At 69.4% G+C, this 17,703-nt stretch carries 18 protein-coding genes; 3 read left to right on the top strand and 15 right to left on the bottom strand.

Annotation, left to right across the window (positions count from 1 at the left end; all coding sequences use genetic code 11):
- Nucleotides 1-21: 21 nt before the first annotated feature.
- Entirely contained in the window at nucleotides 22-1,473 is a 1,452-nt protein-coding gene (locus Q1V88_RS17195) for a glycine hydroxymethyltransferase (RefSeq protein ID WP_300682606.1), read from the bottom strand.
- 126 nt (nucleotides 1,474-1,599) lie between these two features.
- On the opposite strand from Q1V88_RS17195, the gene Q1V88_RS17190 reads away from it, so the two are divergent.
- Genes Q1V88_RS17190 through Q1V88_RS17180 form a run of 3 tightly spaced genes read left to right on the top strand, consistent with a single transcriptional unit; the run spans nucleotide 1,600 to nucleotide 4,824 of the window.
- Nucleotides 1,600-3,312, top strand: a complete 1,713-nt coding sequence (locus Q1V88_RS17190) for a nitrite/sulfite reductase (protein ID WP_300682603.1) — start codon at nucleotides 1,600-1,602, stop codon at nucleotides 3,310-3,312.
- Complete coding sequence (locus tag Q1V88_RS17185; RefSeq protein WP_300682600.1) at nucleotides 3,309-4,055, top strand: phosphoadenylyl-sulfate reductase; 747 nt, start codon at nucleotides 3,309-3,311, stop codon at nucleotides 4,053-4,055. Before Q1V88_RS17190 ends, Q1V88_RS17185 begins: the two co-directional genes overlap by 4 nt.
- 25 nt (nucleotides 4,056-4,080) lie before the next feature.
- The gene (locus Q1V88_RS17180) at nucleotides 4,081-4,824 is read left to right on the top strand and encodes a sirohydrochlorin chelatase (protein WP_300682598.1); all 744 of its coding nucleotides are present in this window, start codon (nucleotides 4,081-4,083) and stop codon (nucleotides 4,822-4,824) included.
- A gap of 8 nt (nucleotides 4,825-4,832) precedes the next feature.
- Here Q1V88_RS17180 and Q1V88_RS17175 read toward each other — a convergent pair whose 3' ends face one another.
- The 14 genes from Q1V88_RS17175 to Q1V88_RS17110 all read right to left on the bottom strand — a co-directional run.
- The gene (locus Q1V88_RS17175; protein WP_300682595.1) at nucleotides 4,833-5,240 is read right to left on the bottom strand and encodes a DUF3037 domain-containing protein; all 408 of its coding nucleotides are present in this window, start codon (nucleotides 5,238-5,240) and stop codon (nucleotides 4,833-4,835) included.
- On the bottom strand, nucleotides 5,237-6,007 hold the full coding sequence (locus Q1V88_RS17170) for a HipA family kinase (protein WP_300682593.1): 771 nt from the start codon (nucleotides 6,005-6,007) through the stop codon (nucleotides 5,237-5,239). Before Q1V88_RS17170 ends, Q1V88_RS17175 begins: the two co-directional genes overlap by 4 nt.
- Nucleotides 6,004-6,840, bottom strand: coding sequence for a PPK2 family polyphosphate kinase (locus Q1V88_RS17165; RefSeq protein WP_300682591.1), 837 nt, complete (start codon nucleotides 6,838-6,840; stop codon nucleotides 6,004-6,006). The genes Q1V88_RS17170 and Q1V88_RS17165 overlap by 4 nt, the downstream gene beginning before the upstream one ends.
- Nucleotide 6,841: 1 nt before the next feature.
- The gene (locus tag Q1V88_RS17160; RefSeq protein WP_300682588.1) at nucleotides 6,842-7,342 is read right to left on the bottom strand and encodes a phosphoribosyltransferase; all 501 of its coding nucleotides are present in this window, start codon (nucleotides 7,340-7,342) and stop codon (nucleotides 6,842-6,844) included.
- Complete coding sequence (locus Q1V88_RS17155; protein ID WP_300682586.1) at nucleotides 7,339-7,971, bottom strand: regulatory protein RecX; 633 nt, start codon at nucleotides 7,969-7,971, stop codon at nucleotides 7,339-7,341. The genes Q1V88_RS17160 and Q1V88_RS17155 overlap by 4 nt, the downstream gene beginning before the upstream one ends.
- Nucleotides 7,961-9,016 carry a recombinase RecA gene (recA, locus tag Q1V88_RS17150; RefSeq protein ID WP_300682732.1) on the bottom strand — a complete coding sequence of 352 codons (1,056 nt, stop codon included), beginning with the start codon at nucleotides 9,014-9,016 and terminating at the stop codon, nucleotides 7,961-7,963. The genes Q1V88_RS17155 and recA overlap by 11 nt, the downstream gene beginning before the upstream one ends.
- A gap of 130 nt (nucleotides 9,017-9,146) precedes the next feature.
- Complete coding sequence (locus Q1V88_RS17145) at nucleotides 9,147-9,341, bottom strand: DUF3046 domain-containing protein (protein ID WP_300682584.1); 195 nt, start codon at nucleotides 9,339-9,341, stop codon at nucleotides 9,147-9,149.
- A 13-nt stretch (nucleotides 9,342-9,354) separates the two neighbouring features.
- On the bottom strand, nucleotides 9,355-9,621 hold the full coding sequence (locus tag Q1V88_RS17140) for a helix-turn-helix transcriptional regulator (RefSeq protein ID WP_300682582.1): 267 nt from the start codon (nucleotides 9,619-9,621) through the stop codon (nucleotides 9,355-9,357).
- Between the two features lie 85 nt (nucleotides 9,622-9,706).
- Nucleotides 9,707-10,174 (bottom strand): CinA family protein, encoded by a 468-nt coding sequence (locus Q1V88_RS17135; protein WP_300682580.1) that lies wholly within the window; start codon nucleotides 10,172-10,174, stop codon nucleotides 9,707-9,709.
- Nucleotide 10,175: 1 nt separating this feature from the next.
- The gene (gene pgsA / locus Q1V88_RS17130) at nucleotides 10,176-10,763 is read right to left on the bottom strand and encodes a CDP-diacylglycerol--glycerol-3-phosphate 3-phosphatidyltransferase (protein ID WP_300682579.1); all 588 of its coding nucleotides are present in this window, start codon (nucleotides 10,761-10,763) and stop codon (nucleotides 10,176-10,178) included.
- Nucleotides 10,760-12,142 (bottom strand): 30S ribosomal protein S12 methylthiotransferase RimO, encoded by a 1,383-nt coding sequence (gene rimO, locus Q1V88_RS17125; protein ID WP_300682729.1) that lies wholly within the window; start codon nucleotides 12,140-12,142, stop codon nucleotides 10,760-10,762. The genes pgsA and rimO overlap by 4 nt, the downstream gene beginning before the upstream one ends.
- A gap of 16 nt (nucleotides 12,143-12,158) precedes the next feature.
- On the bottom strand, nucleotides 12,159-13,535 hold the full coding sequence (locus tag Q1V88_RS17120; protein ID WP_300682578.1) for a helix-turn-helix domain-containing protein: 1,377 nt from the start codon (nucleotides 13,533-13,535) through the stop codon (nucleotides 12,159-12,161).
- On the bottom strand, nucleotides 13,535-16,153 hold the full coding sequence (locus Q1V88_RS17115; RefSeq protein WP_300682576.1) for a DNA translocase FtsK: 2,619 nt from the start codon (nucleotides 16,151-16,153) through the stop codon (nucleotides 13,535-13,537). The genes Q1V88_RS17120 and Q1V88_RS17115 overlap by 1 nt, the downstream gene beginning before the upstream one ends.
- Nucleotides 16,154-16,210: 57 nt before the next feature.
- On the bottom strand, nucleotides 16,211-17,703 hold a 1,493-nt coding region (locus Q1V88_RS17110; RefSeq protein ID WP_300682575.1), incomplete at its 5' end, for a ribonuclease J.

The following is a 17,703-nucleotide window of genomic DNA, read 5'->3' as shown; positions in this document are numbered from 1 at the left end:
TCACCAGCAGTTAACCCACCATCAGCTCAGGTCGAGACCCGGGTACAGCGGGAACTTGCCCATCAGCTCGGCCGCAGCGGCCTTGGTCTTCTCCGCGACACCGTCGGCGATGTTGTACGACGCCTTGGACGGCGCACCGGCGGCGGTGGTGCCCGGGGTGGTGGACTTCAGGACCGTGGCGATGAGCTCGGCCACGTAGTCGAAGTCGGTGCCACCCAGGCCGCGGGTGGTCAGGGCGGGGGTGCCCAGACGGACGCCGGAGGTGTACCAGGCACCGTTCGGGTCGGCCGGGACGGAGTTGCGGTTGGTCACGATGCCGGAGTCGAGCAGCGCGGACTCGGCCTGGCGACCGGTGATGCCCAGGCCCGAGACGTCGAGCAGCACGATGTGGTTGTCGGTGCCGTCGGTGACGAGCTTGATGCCGCGCTTCTTGAAGCCCTCGGCCAGCGACTGGGCGTTGTCGGCCACGTTCTGGGCGTAGGTCTGGAAGGAGTCCTGGCGGGCCTCGGCGAAGGCGACGGCCTTGGCGGCCATCACGTGCGAGAGCGGGCCGCCGAGCACCATCGGGCAGCCACGGTCGACGCTGGGGGCGTACTCCTCGGTGGAGAGGATGAAGCCACCACGCGGGCCGCGCAGCGACTTGTGCGAGGTCGAGGTGACGACGTGGGCGTAGGGAACCGGGTTCTCCTCGCCGGTGAACACCTTGCCGGCGACCAGACCGGCGAAGTGGGCCATGTCGACCATCAGGGTGGCGCCCACGGAGTCGGCGATCTCGCGCATCTTGGCGAAGTTCACCCGACGCGGGTAGGCCGAGTAGCCGGCGACCAGGATGAGCGGCTTGAACTCCTTGACCTTCGTGGCGACGGCGTCGTAGTCGAGCAGGCCGGTCTCGGGGTCGGTGCCGTACTGGTTCTGGTGGAACATCTTGCCGGAGATGTTCGGGCGGAAGCCGTGGGTGAGGTGACCACCGGCGTCGAGCGACATGCCGAGCAGGCGCTGGTTGCCGAGCTCGTTGCGCAGCTTCTCCCAGTCGGCCTCGGAGAGGTCGTTCATGTTCTTCACGCCGGCGTCCTTGAGCCACGGGCCCTCGACCCGGTGGGCCAGGATCGCCCAGTAGGCGGTCAGGTTGGCGTCGATGCCGGAGTGCGGCTGGACGTAGGCGTACTCGGCGCCGAAGAGCTCGCGAGCGTGCTCGGCGGCCAGCGACTCGACGGTGTCGACGTTCTGGCAGCCGGCGTAGAAGCGGTGACCGACGGTGCCCTCGGCGTACTTGTCGGAGAACCAGGTGCCCATCGCGAGGAGCACGGCCGGCGAGGCGTAGTTCTCCGAGGCGATCAGCTTCAGGGAGGCGCGCTGGTCGGCGAGCTCGGCGCGGGTGGCCTCGGCGACCCGGGGCTCGACCGAGGCGATGACCTCGAGAGCCTGCTGATATGCGGAGGACGTCAAGGAGTTCAGAGCGCTCTGGTCAGCCATGGTCACAGCGTAGTAACGGCGGCGTTTCTCGACCAATCCGGCGTCCATCCTTCCGTGTCTCATATTCTGGATGAAGATTCACGATGTGAGACGCGAAGTTGAAGGCTCACGTCTGATCGGGTTCCAATGGATCCTGTGCCTGACCTCCGCTACAAGCCCACCCCGGCCACCAAGACCGAGATTCCGCGCCCCAAGCGCGGTGAGGGCCAATGGGCACTCGGCTACACCGAGCCGCTCAACAAGAACGAGCAGTCCAAGAAGGACGACGACCCGCTGAACGTCCGGGCGCGGATCATCAACATTTACTCCAAGCGCGGCTTCGACTCGATCGACCCCTCGGACCTGCGCGGCCGGTTCCGCTGGATGGGGCTCTACACCCAGCGCAAGCCCGGGATCGACGGCGGCAAGACCGCGACCCTCGACGAGGAGGAGCTGGACGACCGCTACTTCATGATGCGGGTCCGCTCCGACGGCGCGCTGCTGACCCACCAGGCGGTGCGCGCCCTGGGCACCATCGGCCGCGACTTCGGCCGCGACACCGCCGACGTCACCGACCGGCAGAACATCCAGTACCACTGGATCGAGATCGAGAACGTCCCCGAGATCTGGGAGCGCCTCGAAGAGGCCGGACTCTCCACGGTCGAGGCCTGCGGCGACTCGCCGCGCCCCTTCCTCGGCTCCCCTGTCGCCGGCGTCGCCGCCGACGAGATCATCGACGGCACCTCCGCCCTGGAGGAGATCAAGCGGCTCTACATCGGCGACCCGCGCTTCTCGAACTTCCCGCGGAAGTTCAAGACCGCGCTGACCGGTCACCCCAGCCACGACGTCTCCCCCGAGACCAACGACGTCGCCTTCGTCGCCTCGGTCCACCCCGAGCACGGCCCCGGCTTCGACGTCTGGGTCGGCGGTGGCCTGTCTACCAACCCGCACCTGACCGAGAAGCTCGGCGTCTGGGTGCCGATCGACGAGGTCCCCGACGTGTGGGCCGGTGTCGCGGGCATCTTCCGTGACTACGGCTACCGCCGGCTGCGCTCCAAGGCTCGGCTGAAGTTCCTCGTCGCCGACTGGGGCGGCGCCAAGTTCCGCGAGGTCCTGGAGAACGAGTACCTGGGCCACACCCTGCTCGACAACCCGTCCCCCGAGACGCCGACGGCGCACCGCGACCACATCGGCGTCCACCCGCAGAAGGACGGCAAGGTCTACGTCGGTGTCGCCCCGACCGTCGGCCGGATCTCCGGCTCGCTGCTGGTCGGCCTGGCCGACCTGATCGAGAAGTACGACGCTGCCGGCGCACGCCTCACGGCGTACCAGAAGATCGTCATCCTCGGCGTCGACGCCGACCGGGCCGAGGCTCTCGTCGAGGAACTCGACACGCTCGGCCTCTCGGCGCGGCCGTCGAACTGGCGACGCAACACGATGGCCTGCACCGGCATCGAGTTCTGCAAGCTGGCCATCGTCGACACGAAGAACCGCAGCGCCGACCTGATCACCACCTTGGAGCAGCGCTTCCCGGTGGGCGACTTCGGCGAGCAGGGCATCACCGTCAACGTCAACGGCTGCCCCAACGCGTGCGCCCGCACCCAGGTCGCCGACATCGGCCTCAAGGGCCAGCTCGTCACCGACGAGAACGGCGAGCAGGTCGAAGGCTTCCAGGTGCACCTCGGCGGCGCGATCGGCCTGCAGGCCAACTTCGGCCGCAAGCTGCGCCAGCACAAGGTCACCAGCGCCGGCCTGGACGACTACATCAGCACCCTCGCGACGAACTACCTCGCCGACCGCAACGACGGCGAGTCCTTCACCACCTGGGTCGCCAGAGCAGATGAGGATCTCGTGCGATGAGCACCCTGGCCACCACCGCAGCGCGGGCCTTCCGCGGTGCCACGACGACCGGGCGCAGCTCCGAGGAACTGCGCGAGATCGTCTCGCACTGGGGCGCCGAACTGGAGCTCGCTCCGGCCGAGCACATCATCGAGTGGGCTGCCGCTACCTTCGGCGAGCGGTTCTGCATCACCTCCTCGATGGGTGACGCGGTGCTCGCGCACCTGGCCGCGAAGGTCGTCCCCGGCGTCGACGTCGTCTTCCTCGACACCGGCTACCACTTCATCGAGACCATCGGCACCCGCGACGCGGTGGCGGCCACCCTGGACGTCAACCTGATCACGATCGCCCCGGTGCAGAGCGTGGAGGAGCAGGACGCCCAGTACGGCAAGGACCTCTTCCGCACCGACCCCGACCTGTGCTGCAAGCTGCGCAAGGTCACCCCGCTGGCCGAGTCGCTGTCGGGGTACGACGCCTGGGCGACCGGTCTGCGTCGCGCCGAGACCCATAACCGGGTGATCGCGCCCGTGATCGGCTGGGACGCCAAGCGCGGCAAGGTGAAGGTCTCCCCGATCGCGCGGTGGAGCGACCAGCAGGTCGAGCGCTACATCGCCGAGAACGGCGTGCTGGTCAACCCGCTGGCCTACGACGGCTACCCGTCGATCGGCTGCGCACCGTGCACCCGCCGGGTCGCGCCGGGCGACGACCCGCGCAGTGGCCGCTGGGCCGGCACCGGCAAGACCGAGTGCGGCATCCACTCCTGAACCTTTCGAAAGGAGGCTCGCTGCTATGACAGCACCTGCCCTGGTCGCCCTGGCTCACGGCTCCCGTGATCCCCGGCATGCGGCCACCATCACGGCCCTGGTCGACGAGGTGCGCCGCACCCGTCCCGACCTCACGGTCGTCGAGGCGTTCCTGGAGCTCTCGAAGCCGTCGTTCGAGACGGTGGTGAACCGCCTGGTCAAGGCCGGCCACCGCGAGATCGTGGTCGTCCCGCTGCTGCTCAGCGAGGCCTACCACGCCAAGGTCGACGTGCCCGCCGCGATCGCCGCGGCCGCCGAGCGCCACCCCGAGATCGCGATCCGGGCTGCCGGGATCATCGGTCTGGAGAACACCCTGCTCAACGTCCTCGACGTCCGTCTGCGTGAGGCCTTGCGGGCCCACCGGGTGCGCGAGCTGGACGCCTTGGTGCTGGCCGCGGCCGGCTCCTCGGACATGCTCGCCAACCAGGCGGTCGCGCGTCTGGCCCGGCTGTGGGGCTCGCACCACAAGCTCCCGGTGGTGGCGGCGTACGCCTCCTCGGCGCCGCCGGCGACCGGTGAGGCGGTCCGCGCCTTCCGGGCCGAGGGCAAGCGCCACATCGCCGTGGCCTCGCTTTTCCTCGCGCCGGGCTGGTTGCCCGACCGTGCCGCCGAGCTGGCCCTGGAGGCCGGCGCGGTGGCGGTCTCGGACCCGCTCGGGGCCCACCCGGAGATCGCTCGCACGATCCTGGCGCGCTACGCCGTCGGGTCCCTGGAGCTCGTCCCCGTCTAAAGCACCTCCTAGACCAGAACCGACAGCAGTCGCTCCAGCTCGGCGGCCGGGTCGGCGGTCAGACCGCCGTGCACCGGCCCGGGCTGGAGCACCGTCGAGCGTGGAGCCTTGAGCAGTCCGAACCGTGCGCTCGGGGTGTCCTCCAGGGCCCGCTGGCCGTACGCCGTGGCCCGCATGCCCGCCCCGAACTCCGCGTGGGCGGTGCCCTGACAGATCAGGTCGACTGCCGCCAGCGCCGACTCCACCAGCACCGGGTCGGTGGCGGGAGCGAACGCCTCGAGCCGGGCCCGGTCCAGGCGGGCCGCCATCCCGAGGAACTGGGCCTCAGGGCAGTGCAGCACGACACCCACGTTGAGGAACTCCTCGCGCTCCACCCGTGGGACGCACCGCAGCACGACGTACTGGTAGGGGCTCACGCGCCACCACCGGGCAGCCACGGCCGGCCGCCGTCCAGGCGCGCTCGCAGGAAGGTGACGTAGCGCTCCCGGACCTGCTCGGGGCCCTCAGCCCAGTCGTACTCGTCGAGCCAGGCGTCGGGGACGTCGGCCACGATCGAGCGCAGCGTGGCGTCGTCGAGGGTGGCCGCGGCCTCAGCGTCGACGGCGCGGGCCTGATCGACCAAGCCGGACAGGACGTGCTCGGAGATGTCGAACGGCTGGGCCGCGAACCGCTCGGGGGTGCCGGGCCCGCCGGGCCAGGAGTGGTGGAAGTAGAGCGAGGCGCCGTGGTCGATGGCGTAGATGCCGCCATTCCAGACCAGCATGTTCGGGTTGCGCCAGCTCCGGTCGACGTTGGCGGTGAAGGCGTCGAGCCACAGGATCCGGCCCGCCAGGCCCGGCTCGACGGCGGTGGAGGCGTCGAAGCCGAAGGCGCCGGGCAGGAAGTCGATGCCGAGGTTGAGGCCGGCACTGGCGTTGAGCAGGTCCTGGACCTCCTCGTCGGCCTCGTAGCGTGCCAGGGCCGGATCGAGGTCGAGCACCGCCTGGTCGGGGGTGGGGATGTCGAGTGCCCGGGCCAGCCCGGCCACGATCACCTCGGCGACCAGGACGCGTCGTCCCTGACCGGCGCCGTGGAACTTGCACACCCAGGTGCCGAGGTCGTCGCCCTCGACGATGCCGGGCAGCGAGCCGCCCTCGCGCAACGGGGTCACGTAGCGGGTGACCGTGACCAGGGGCAGCGTCACTCGGAGTCTCCTGAGATGGTGTCGGCGGCGAGGCGGGCCTTCTCGGCCTCCACGTCGAACTCGGCGTCGGGCCAGTCCAGGCTCATCGACTCCAGGGCGTCGAGGAGGAGCTTGGCCACGGCGAGGTTGCGGTACCACTTGTTGTCGCTGGGCACGATGTGCCACGGCGCCTCGTCGGTGTTGGTGCGCTCCAGAGCGATCTCGTAGGCCTTCTGGTACTCGGCCCACAGCTGGCGCTCGTCGACGTCGCCGGGGTTGTACTTCCAGTACTTCGTCGGGTCGTCGAGTCGGGCCTGGAGCCGTTCACGCTGCTCGGCCGGGGAGATGTGGAGCATGCACTTCACGATCGTGGTCCCCTCCTCGCTGAGCCGACGCTCGAAGTCGTTGATCGCGCCGTAGCGCCGTTCGATCTCGTCAGCCGGGGCGAAGGACCGCACCCGCTGGATCAGCACGTCCTCGTAGTGGGAGCGGTCGAAGACGCCGACGAACCCCGCCGGCGGCACTGCCTTCTCGATCCGCCACAGGAAGTCGTGGGCGCGCTCCTCGGCCGAGGGGGCCTTGAACGCGGTGATCTTGAGCCCCTGGGGGTCCATCAGACCCACGGTGTGGACGAGGATGCCGCCCTTGCCCGAGGTGTCCATCCCCTGCAGCACCAGCAGCAGGGAGCGGTGGCTGCCGCTGCGCCCCTCGGCGAAGAGCTTGGTCTGCAGGTCGAGCAGGCGCTCACCGAGCTCGGCGAGCTCGGTCTCGCCGTCCTTCTTCGAGCCGGCCGACTTCGGGGCCGTCGTCGGGTACGTCGTCAGGTCGACCGGACCGGCAGGGACCCGGTGCATCTCAGTGCGCCATCCCGCCGTGACGGTTGACCAGCGGCGGGGTCGAGGACCACGGGAAGTCGATCCAGGAGTCGACCTTGCGCCAGATGTAGTCGGGGTTGATCACGGTCCACGGCTTCTCGTAGATCACGGCGGTGCGGACCTCGGCGACGTGGCCGGAGAGGAACTCGTGGACGACCTCGAGGGTCTTGCCGGTGTCGGCGACGTCATCGGTGACCAGCACCTTCATCCCGGTCAGGTCGATCGCCTGCGGGGTCGGCGGGAGCATGATCGGGACCTCGAGGGTCTCCCCCACACCGGTGTAGAACTCGACGTTGACGGCCGAGAGGTTCTTGACGTCCAGGGCGTAGCCCAGCCCCATGCCCAGACCCAGACCACCGCGGGCAATGGCCAGCACGATGTCCGGCTCGTAGCCCGAGTCGACGACCTGCTGCGCGATGTCGCGCACGGCCGTGCCGAACAGTTCGTAGGTGAGGATTTCGCGCTGCTGAGTCTCGGTCACAGATCCGATTCTGACATGTCCGCGATCTCGCTCTTGATCACGGACATCGCCATCGACCCCGAGTAGCCCTTCCGCGCCAGCATGCCGAGCAGCCGGCGGGTCTTGGTGACGTCGTCGAGGCGACTCATCGACCGCAGCTTGCGTTGGACCAGCTCACGGGCCGCCGACTCCTCGTCAGCGGGGTCGAGATCGTCCAGCGCCGTGCGGGCCACCTCGGCGTCGATCCCCTTGAGGCGTAGCTCCTGGGCCAGCGCTCGCCGGGCCAGCTTCTTGGTCCGCTGACGAGACCCGACCCACATCCGAGCGAACTCGGCGTCGTCGATGAACCCGGCCTGCTCGAACCTGTCGAGAAGCTCGGTGGCCACCTCGTCGGGGATCTCCTTGGCGACGAGCTTGTCGGCCAGCTCCTTGCGGCTACGAGCGCGCAGGGCGAGCTGCTCCAGGATGATCCCCTTGGCCACGCCCCTGACCTCCTCGGCCGGGATCGGCGGCTTCGGCTTGCGCTCCCGGGGTGCGCGGCTGGTGCGGGGGCCCGGGTCGGCGACGAACTCGTCGCCGACCCAGGCCTTGACCCCCAGGCCGACGTCACCGAGCCAGCTCGGCGGCGGCCCCGGTGTCTCAGAAGTCATCGACACCGATCGGCTCATCCGACAGCTCGGAGAGGTCGTCGGGGACGTCGACCTCGGTGACGCCCAGCTTCTCCAGGATCTTGCGCTCGATCTCGTTGGCGAGGTCGGGGTTGTCCCGGAGGAAGGTGCGGGCGTTCTCCTTGCCCTGGCCGAGCTGGTCACCCTCATAGGTGAACCAGGCGCCGGCCTTGCGGATCAGGCCGGCCTCGACGCCGACGTCGATCAGGGAGCCCTCACGCGAGATGCCCTTGCCGTACATGATGTCGAACTCGGCCTGCTTGAACGGCGGCGCGACCTTGTTCTTCACGACCTTGACGCGGGTGCGGTTGCCGACCACGTCGGTGCCGTCCTTGAGCGACTCGATCCGGCGCACGTCGAGACGGACCGAGGAGTAGAACTTCAGGGCCCGACCACCGGTGGTGGTCTCGGGCGAGCCGAACATCACGCCGATCTTCTCGCGCAGCTGGTTGATGAAGATCGCGGTGGTGCCGGAGTTGTTCAGCGCACCGGTCATCTTCCGCAGCGCCTGGCTCATCAGGCGGGCCTGGAGACCCACGTGGGAGTCACCCATCTCGCCCTCGATCTCGGCCCGGGGCACGAGCGCGGCCACGGAGTCGATCACGATCAGGGACAGCGCGCCCGAGCGGATCAGCATGTCGGCGATCTCGAGCGCCTGCTCACCGGAGTCGGGCTGGGAGACCAGCAGGGCGTCGGTGTCGACACCGAGGGCCTTGGCATACTCCGGGTCGAGCGCGTGCTCGGCGTCGATGAAGGCGACCACGCCGCCTGCGCGCTGGGCGCTGGCCACGGCGTGCAGGGCGACCGTCGTCTTACCCGAGGACTCGGGGCCGTAGACCTCGACCACACGGCCGCGCGGGAGCCCGCCGATGCCGAGCGCCACGTCGAGCGCGATCGAGCCGGTCGGGATGACTTCCAGCGGAGCGCGGTTGTCGTCACCCAGACGCATCACCGAGCCCTTGCCAAACTGCTTCTCAATGTTCGCGAGTGCGGCGTCAAGGGCCTTGTCGCGGTCTCCACCAGCCATGCTGCTCACTGCTCCCTTGGGGGTCTTGTTCGTCTTCGCCATCTGCTTCTTCGTTGCCATCAGGAAGGACGCTAGACGCGACCACGGACAAAAGCAGAGTAGTCCGAACACGTGTTCGATCCAAGGAGGATCACCGGAGTGTCGCGGGCAATCCCAACGCACTCCAGACAGCGGCCCAGACCTCCTTCGGAGGCACCCCTGCCGCCAGGGCCTCCTGCGCGGTCCGCGAGCCGAGATCGGCCATCACGAACTGCTCGGCCCAGACATGGCTGTAGCCCGATCCGAGGGCCTCGTCGAGACGGGCCCAGAACTCGGTGTGGCGCACCGCGAGCGCCGGCTCAGGCGGCGGAGGCGACGACGTCGGCGGCGGTCTCCTCGACCGCGACGGCGTCGGAGACCTCGCGCAGGACGACCGAGAGCGGGACGTCCAGGGCGGCACAGAGCGAGGCGAGGAGCTCGGAGGAGGCTTCCTTCTGACCGCGCTCGATCTCGGAGATGTAGCCCAGCGAGACCCGGGCATCGGCCGAGAGCTCCCGCAGGGTCATCCCCCGCTGGATCCGTGCGGCCCGGAGAACGTCACCCAGCATGCGTCGGAACAAGACCATCTGCGCGCACCCCTTTCATGACGTGTGTGCCCAACCTACCCGAGACACTGACACAACGCTCGGGGACCCTCCCCGTTATTCCCGCTCAGTCGCCGAGAGCGTCGATCAGAAGATCGACAGCCGCCGCACAGGTCTGAGCTTGAATCTCGGCCCGGGTGCCCGACAGCGCCAGCTGCACGGCCCGCACACCACCGGGTCCGGCGATGCCGACGAAGACGGTCCCGACCGGCTTGCCCTCCTGCGGATCCGGCCCCGCGACGCCGGTCGTGCTCAGCGCGTACGTCGCTCCCGCCAGGCCCCGCACGCCGGTGGCCATCGCCTCGGCACACGCCGCGGAGACCACGCCGACCGTATCGACGATCTCCTCGGAGACCCCGAGCAACGACTGCTTGAACTCGGTCCAGTAGGTCACTGCGCCGCCGACGTACACGGCGGAGATTCCGGGCACGGAGGTGAAGGTGGCGGCGAGTTGGCCGCCGGTGAGTGACTCGGCGGTGGCCAATGTCAGGCCACGGGCTCGCAGGAGCTCTCCGGCACGCGCCGCCGCCTCCATCTCAATGCGCCGTCCGGAGCGAGCCGCGCTTGCGCCACAGGTCGGCGAAGAACTGGTAGCCCGAGACCAGGGTGAGCACCACCGCGACGGCCAGGGCGGCCTGGAAGCAGTAGTAGAGCACCTCGCCGGCACCGTGCCAGGGCTGGGAGAGGTCGGGGTCGCGCAGCGGCAGGCACAGGCCACCGAGCGCGAGCGCCTGGACGGCGGTCTTCCACTTGCCGAGCGTGTCGGCTGCCAGCACGACCTTGGACACGACCGCGAAGCGGACGACGGTGATCAGCCACTCGCGGCACAGCACCACGATGGTGACCCACCACCAGATGTCGCCCAGGATCGCGAGCCCGACGAAGGCCATCCCGGTGAGGAGCTTGTCGGCGATCGGGTCGGCGATCTTGCCGAAGTTGCTGACCAGGTTGTTCTTGCGCGCCAGGTCGCCGTCGATCTTGTCGGTGATCATCGCCAGCGCGAAGAGCACCCAGGAGAGCAGGCGGAGCCAGGCGTTCTCTCCGTCCTGGGCCAGCAGGGCCCAGCCGAAGAAGGGCACCATGACGATGCGGAACAGCGTCAGGGCGTTGGGGACATGCTTCACGCAAGCACCTTAGCGATCAGGTCGACGCCCTCGGTGCCGACCACCTCGGCCACCACGATCTGGCCGATCGCGACGGCGGAGTCGTCGATCCCGAGCACCAGCGTCGTACCGTCGACGTCGGGACCCTGGTGGGCGGCCCGGCCGTGGGCACCGTCGGCCTCCAGGGACTCGATCAGGACCTCCACGCGCTCCCCCACGCGCTCCTCGGCGCGCTGGGCGTTGAGCTCCTCGACGAGGGCCTGGACGCGGTCGTAGCGCTCCCGGATGACGTCCTCGTCCAGCTTGATCGCCTCGTCGAACGCGGCGGCCTCGGTGCCGTCCTCGTCGGAGTAGGCGAAGATGCCGGTGAAGTCGAGACGGGCGTCGATCAGGAACTGACACAGGATGTCGACGTCCTCCTCGGTCTCGCCCGGGAAGCCGACGATGAAGTTCGAGCGGACGCCGGCCTCGGGGGCCAGCGCCCGCACGTCGGCCAGCAGCGACAGGAAGCTGGTGGGGTCACCGAAGCGCTTCATCCGACGCAGCACCGCGTTGGAGGCGTGCTGGAAGCTCAGGTCGAAGTAGGGCACCACACCCGGCGTCTGGGCGATCGCCGAGATCAGCCCCGGACGGGTCTCGGCAGGCTGCAGGTAGGAGACCCGGACCCGCTCGATGCCCTCGACCGCGGCCAGCTCGGGCAGCAGCGTCTCCAGCAGCCGGAGGTCACCGAGGTCCTTGCCGTACGACGTCGAGTTCTCGCTCACCAGGAAGACCTCCTTGACGCCCTGACCGGCGAGCCACTGGGCCTCGTGCAGCACGTCGGAGGGGCGCCGTGAGACCGAGGAGCCACGGAAGGTCGGGATGGCGCAGAAGGTGCAGCGCCGGTCACAGCCCGAGCCGAGCTTGAGCGGAGCCCAGGGACCGTCGTCGAGCCGCACCCGGAGGTCGTCGAAGCCGGGGGTGGAGACGGCGGCGGCGTCGCGGTCGACCGGGCTGATCGGCAGCAGCAGACGACGGTCCGACGGGGTGTGCGGGTGGTGCGCCTCGCCGTTGACGATCGCACGCAGCTTGGCCGCGATGTCGGGGTAGTCGTCGAAGCCCAGCACCGCGTCGGCCTCGGGCAGCGACTCGGCCAGGTCCTTGCCGTAACGCTCGGCCATGCAGCCGACGGCGACCACCGCCTGGGCCTTGCCGGTCTCCTTGAGATCGGCGGCCTCCAGGAGGGTGTCCACGGAGTCCTTCTTGGCCTGCTCGACGAAGCCACAGGTGTTGACCACGACCGTGTCCGCCTCGGCCGGGTCGGCCACCAACGTGAAACCGCCGGCCGCAAGGCGGCCGGCGAGTTCCTCGGAGTCGACTTCGTTCCTGGTACACCCGAGGGTGACCATTGCGACGGTCAGATCACGGTCAACGACGTCACTCATGGGTCCCAGCGTAGATCCGCTGGCCCGCAACTCCCGTTTCGCCGACAGCACTGGCCTTGCCCCCGTTGACCGAGACGGTGACCGATCCGTCGCTGGACTGGACACGGATCGGCGGGGACGCCTTGAGCGTCTTGGACTGGCCGAAGGCGAGGCTTCCACTGAACACCACGGAGCCGCCGGCGCCACGCACGACGACCTCGGCGCCACCGCTGGCCGCGGTCACCACGACCGGCACGGCATCGGCGGTCTTGCCGTACGGGTTGGTGGTGCCCGAGGAGCCGCTGGACAGGCCGATGGACGGCGTCGGGGCGGGGGTCGCACCGTCGAAGACGAGACGGGCCACCGACCACAGCAGCACGACCGACATCACGGCCGCGACCAGCACCGACCAGTTCGGACCGGACTTGGTGGTACGCAGCGCGCCGCCGGTGGTGCCGGTCAGGCCGGCGAGCTCGGGCTCGAAGACCCGGGCACCCGGGCCGTCGGCGTAGAGCTCGTCGTACTGCCCGACCAGCGAGGCGCCGTCCAGGCCGAGCACGCGGGCCAGGGTGCGGAGGTGTCCCCGGGCGTAGAAGTCGCCGCCACACACGGAGAAGTCGTCACCCTCGATCGCGCTGATGATGTGCGGGCGGATCCGGGTGCGCTCGGAGAGCTGCTCGACGGAGAGGCCGACGTTACTTCGGGCGGCGGTGATGACCGGGCCGACCACGGGGTCGGTGACGCGCTCGGCGACCGCCTCGGCAACCTGCACCGCGACCGGCTCGACCACCGGCGCAGCAACCGGCGCTGCAACAGTCGCCGCAACAGCCTCGGTGACCGGCTCGCTGACGCTCTGGACGGTGCCGTCCACCGCATCGGGGTCGATCTCCACGATCGAGGTCGCGCCCCGGGACAGGTCGGCCAGCTGCGAGGAGAGCGAGCCCACCACGCCCCGCACCCGGGTGGTGATGCCGAGTGGGAGGACCAGCGGAGCGCCGTACAGCTTCTCGGTCAGCACGGTCTGGCGTCGGGCGGCCGGTGCCAGCGAGGCCAGCACCTGCTCCTCGTCGCGCGGCAGCAGGACGAGCTTGCCGTCGCGCAGCCAGCCCGAGCGGGGCAGGTGCTCGACCTCGTCGAGCCCCTCCCACGGCAGGCCGGCCCAGGTGCGGCCCAGCCGCAGCCGGATGCCCTGGGCGTCTGCGATCAGCAGCGGCAGCCGGGCGTCCCAGGCGGTGTAGCCCTGGGCGGCGGCGATGACGAGCAGGATCAGCCCGATGACGAGGTCGGTGGCACCGCCGGAGCGGACCAGGAACGCGACGGCCAGAGCCGCGGCGATCACAGCGATGGCCGCACTGAGGCGACCGTTCCGGGTGATGTCGATCTGCTCCATCACTCCCCCTGAATCGTGAAGAGAACTGCGTCGAGTTCGTCGGGCTTGACCAGCACGTCACGTGCCTTGGAGCCTTCCGAGGGGCCGACGACCCCACGGGACTCCATGATGTCCATCAGTCGGCCGGCCTTCGCGAAGCCGACCCGCAGCTTGCGCTGCAGCATCGAGGTGGAGCCGAACTGGGTCGAGACGACCAGCTCGATCGCCTGGACGACCAGCTCGAGGTCGTCGCCGATGTCGTCGTCGAGCTCCTTCTTCCCACCGGCGGGCGCCGTGACGTCCTCGCGGTAGGTCGGCTGGAGCTGCTCCTTGCAGGCGTTGACCACGGTCTTGATCTCGGCCTCGGAGACCCAGGAGCCCTGCACGCGGATCGGCTTGGAGGAGCCCATCGGCAGGAAGAGCGCGTCACCCTGACCGACCAGCTTCTCCGCACCCGGCTGGTCGAGGATGACCCGGGAGTCGGCGAGGCTGGACGTGGCGAACGCCAGTCGCGACGGCACGTTGGCCTTGATCAGACCGGTGACGACGTCGACGGAGGGCCGCTGGGTGGCGAGCACCAGGTGGATGCCGGCCGCACGGGCGAGCTGGGTGATCCGGACGACCGAGTCCTCGACGTCGCGCGGGGCGACCATCATCAGGTCGGCGAGCTCGTCGACGATGACCAGCAGGTAGGGGTACGGCTCGAGCTTGCGCTCGCTTCCCAGCGGTACCTCGACCTTGCCGGCACGCACGGCCTTGTTGAAGTCGTCGATGTGCTTGAACCCGAAGTTGGCCAGGTCGTCGTAGCGCTGGTCCATCTCGCGCACGACCCACTGCAGGGCCTCGGCGGCCTTCTTGGGGTTGGTGATGATCGGGGTGATCAGGTGCGGAATGCCCTCGTACGCCGTCAACTCGACGCGCTTGGGGTCGACCATGACCATCCGGACCTCATCGGGCGTGGCCCGCATCAGGATCGAGGTGATCATCGAGTTCACGAACGAGGACTTACCGGCACCGGTGGCACCGGCGACCAGGAGGTGGGGCATCTTCGCCAGGTTGGCGACCACGAAGCCGCCCTCGACGTCCTTGCCAAGACCGCAGACCATCGGGTGGGTGGCGTTGCGCGCCGCCGGCGAGCGGAGCACGTCACCGAGGGTGACGATCTCCTTGTCGGTGTTCGGGATCTCGACGCCGACCGCCGACTTGCCGGGGATCGGGGACAGGATCCGGACGTCCTCGCTGGCCACGGCGTAGGCGATGTTCTTCTGGACGCCGAGGATCTTCTCGACCTTGACGCCCTGGCCGAGCTCGACCTCGTAACGGGTGACCGTCGGCCCACGGGTGTAGCCGGTCACCTCGGCGTCGATGTTGAAGTCGTTCATCACCGTCTGCAGCCGGACCACGATGTCGTCGGAGGCCTTCGACCGCTGCTTGGCGACCGTGCCCTCCTTCAGAACGTCGTCGGACGGGAGGTGGTACACGACGTCGCCGGACAGCGGCAGCTGCTCCGAGCGCAGCGGGGCACCGGTGATCGGCGGCGGGGCCAGCTCGGTCCGGCGGCGCTTGACGGTCGGGTCGGGGTCGATGAAGGCCTCGTCGTGGCGCAGGGCCGGCGGGATCTCGTCGACCGGGGCGACGGCCGCGACCGGCGCCAGCGTGCCGACACCGGAGGCGTCGTCGCCCTCGAACGGATCCTCGGCGAAGAGCTCGTCGATGGTGAGCTTGGAGTCCTTCTTGCGACGCCGCTTGGGCTTCTCGATCTCCTCGATCGGCGTCTCGTAGGCGTCGGGACCCATCTCGGGGTCGATGAAGGAGTCGTCGATCGCGGGGTGCAGCTCGGTGTCGTCGCCGACGTACTCCCGCGGGCCGAGGATGCGGTCGCGCAGGGCGGCCAGCTTGGTGGGCACCTCGTAGACCGGGGTGGCCGTGATCACCAGGATGCCGAAGAAGGAGACCAGGAGGAGCAGCGGGACGACGACGTACGCCGTCCGCAGCAGGTCCAGCAGGAGCGCGGAGACCACGTAGCCGATCGCGCCACCGGCGTCCTGCAGCGCGGCGGCGTTGCCGTTCTCGGGCTGCGGGTTGCCGTTGGCGATGTGCACGATGCCGAGCACGCCGAGGCCGAGCGCCGACCAGCCGACGACCTGACGGCCCGCAGGACCGACGCCGACGGGGTCGCGCATGATCCGCGCCGAGGTGTAGACCAGCGCCAGCGGGACCAGCCAGCCGACCTTGCCGACGCAGCCGGTGACGACGGTCCTGACGAAGCCGAGGAACCCGCCCTCGAAGCCGAACCAGACCGAGGCGGCCACGACCAGGGCGACCCCGAGGATGGTCAGGCCGAGGCCGTCGCGGCGGTGCTCGGGCTCGAGGTCACGGGCGGTGGTGCCGACCGAGCGCGCGACGGCACCGATGCCGTGCGCGATGCCGAGCCAGATCGCGGCGACCGCGCGGGCCAGCGCGACGAAGACGGTGGCGACGGGTCCACGCCCGGTGCGCACCGCCCGCGGGGCAGGGCGCTTCGCCGCGGCCTGCTTGGGCGCGGGGCGTTTCTGGGTGGCCTGACTACGAGGACGCGAGGACGCGGGCTTTTTGGCCGTGCTTCGCGAACCCGTCGGGGAAGACGTACGGGTCGCCATAGGTCCAACCTATTTCATCGTCCCACCAGTCACACGCACCACACGGCGCGTGTCGCGTTACGCCTCCAAGACGACGGGAATGATCATCGGCCGACGACGGTGGGTGTCGGAGACCCACCGGCCGATGGTGCGGCGCACGATCTGCTGCAGCTGGTAGGTGTCGTTGACACCCTCCGACAGAGCCGTGTTGATCGAGTCCAGGATCTTGCGGCCGATCTCGTCGAACGCGTCGTCCTCCCAGGCGTTGCCCCGGGCCTTGATCTCGGGGCCGACGACGACCTTGCCGTTGGTCGAGTCGACCACCAGGATCACCGAGACGAAGCCCTCCTCGCCGAGGATGCGGCGGTCCTTGAGCTCGGTCTCGGTGACGTCGCCGACGGACTGACCGTCGACGTAGACGTAGCCGACGTCGACCTTGCCCGCGATCCGGGCGACCCCGTCGATCACGTCGACGACGACGCCGTCGTCGGCGATCACGACGTTCTCGATCCCGACCTGGCGGGCCAGGTCGCCGTTGGCGAGCAGGTGCCGCACCTCGCCGTGGACCGGCATCACGTTCTTCGGCCTGACGATGTTGTAGCAGTAGAGCAGCTCACCGGCGCTGGCGTGGCCCGAGACGTGCACCAAGGCGTTGCCCTTGTGCACGACCTTGGCGCCCAGCCGGGCCAGACCGTTGATCACGCGGTAGACGGCGTTCTCGTTGCCGGGGATCAGGCTGCTGGCCAGCAGCACCGTGTCGCCGGGCTCGATGAAGACGAAGTTGTGGGTGCGCTGCGCGATCCGGCTCAGCGCACTCATCGGCTCACCCTGGGAGCCGGTCGAGATCAGGACCTGCTTCTCCGGCGGGTAGTCGGGCAGCTTCTTGGCCTCGATCAGGACGCCCTCGGGCACGTGCAGGTAGCCCAGCTCGGCGGCGATCTGCATGTTGCGCACCATCGAGCGGCCGACGTAGCCGACCTTGCGGCCGTGCTCGGCGGCGGCGTCGAGGATCTGCTGGACGCGGTGGATGTGGGAGGCGAAGCAGGCCACGATGATGCGCTGCGTGGACTCGCGGAAGACCTGCTCGATCGCCGGGGTGATCTTGCGCTCCGACGTGGTGAAGCCGGGCACCTCGGCGTTGGTGGAGTCGGGCAGGAAGAGGTCGACGCCCTCCTCCCCCAGGCGCGCGAACGCACGCAGGTCGGTGATCCGACCGTCGAGCGGGAGCTGGTCCATCTTGAAGTCGCCGGTGGCCAGCGCGAGGCCGGCCGGGGTGCGGATGGCGACGGCCAGAGCGTCGGGGATGGAGTGGTTGACCGCGACGAACTCGAGGTCGAAGGGCCCGACCTGCTCGCGCTGCCCCTCCTTCACGGTGAGCGTGAAGGGCTTGATGCGGTGCTCCTTCAGCTTCGCCTCGACCAGCGCGAGGGTGAGCCCGGATCCGATCAGCGGGATGTCGCCGCGCTCGCGCAGCAGGTAGGGCACGGCGCCGATGTGGTCCTCGTGGCCGTGGGTCAGCACGACCGCCTCGACGGCGTCGAGGCGGTCCCGGATCGCGTCGAAGTCCGGGA

The organism is Nocardioides sp., from assembly GCF_030150155.1.
Classification (GTDB): Bacteria; Actinomycetota; Actinomycetes; order Propionibacteriales; family Nocardioidaceae; genus Nocardioides.
This window is presented reverse-complemented; position numbering and strand designations above follow the sequence as displayed.

Excerpts from the sequence above, each read along its gene's own strand:
- Q1V88_RS17195 (WP_300682606.1), bottom strand. The coding sequence starts at position 1,473 with ATGGCTGACCAGAGCGCTCTGAACTCCTTGACGTCCTCCGCATATCAG.
- Q1V88_RS17190 (WP_300682603.1), top strand. The coding sequence starts at position 1,600 with ATGGATCCTGTGCCTGACCTCCGCTACAAGCCCACCCCGGCCACCAAG.
- Q1V88_RS17185 (WP_300682600.1), top strand. The coding sequence starts at position 3,309 with ATGAGCACCCTGGCCACCACCGCAGCGCGGGCCTTCCGCGGTGCCACG.
- Q1V88_RS17180 (WP_300682598.1), top strand. The coding sequence starts at position 4,081 with ATGACAGCACCTGCCCTGGTCGCCCTGGCTCACGGCTCCCGTGATCCC.
- Q1V88_RS17165 (WP_300682591.1), bottom strand. The coding sequence starts at position 6,840 with ATGCACCGGGTCCCTGCCGGTCCGGTCGACCTGACGACGTACCCGACG.
- Q1V88_RS17155 (WP_300682586.1), bottom strand. The coding sequence starts at position 7,971 with ATGACTTCTGAGACACCGGGGCCGCCGCCGAGCTGGCTCGGTGACGTC.
- recA (WP_300682732.1), bottom strand. The coding sequence starts at position 9,016 with ATGGCTGGTGGAGACCGCGACAAGGCCCTTGACGCCGCACTCGCGAAC.
- Q1V88_RS17140 (WP_300682582.1), bottom strand. The coding sequence starts at position 9,621 with ATGGTCTTGTTCCGACGCATGCTGGGTGACGTTCTCCGGGCCGCACGG.
- Q1V88_RS17135 (WP_300682580.1), bottom strand. The coding sequence starts at position 10,174 with ATGGAGGCGGCGGCGCGTGCCGGAGAGCTCCTGCGAGCCCGTGGCCTG.
- Q1V88_RS17120 (WP_300682578.1), bottom strand. The coding sequence starts at position 13,535 with ATGGAGCAGATCGACATCACCCGGAACGGTCGCCTCAGTGCGGCCATC.
- Q1V88_RS17115 (WP_300682576.1), bottom strand. The coding sequence starts at position 16,153 with ATGGCGACCCGTACGTCTTCCCCGACGGGTTCGCGAAGCACGGCCAAA.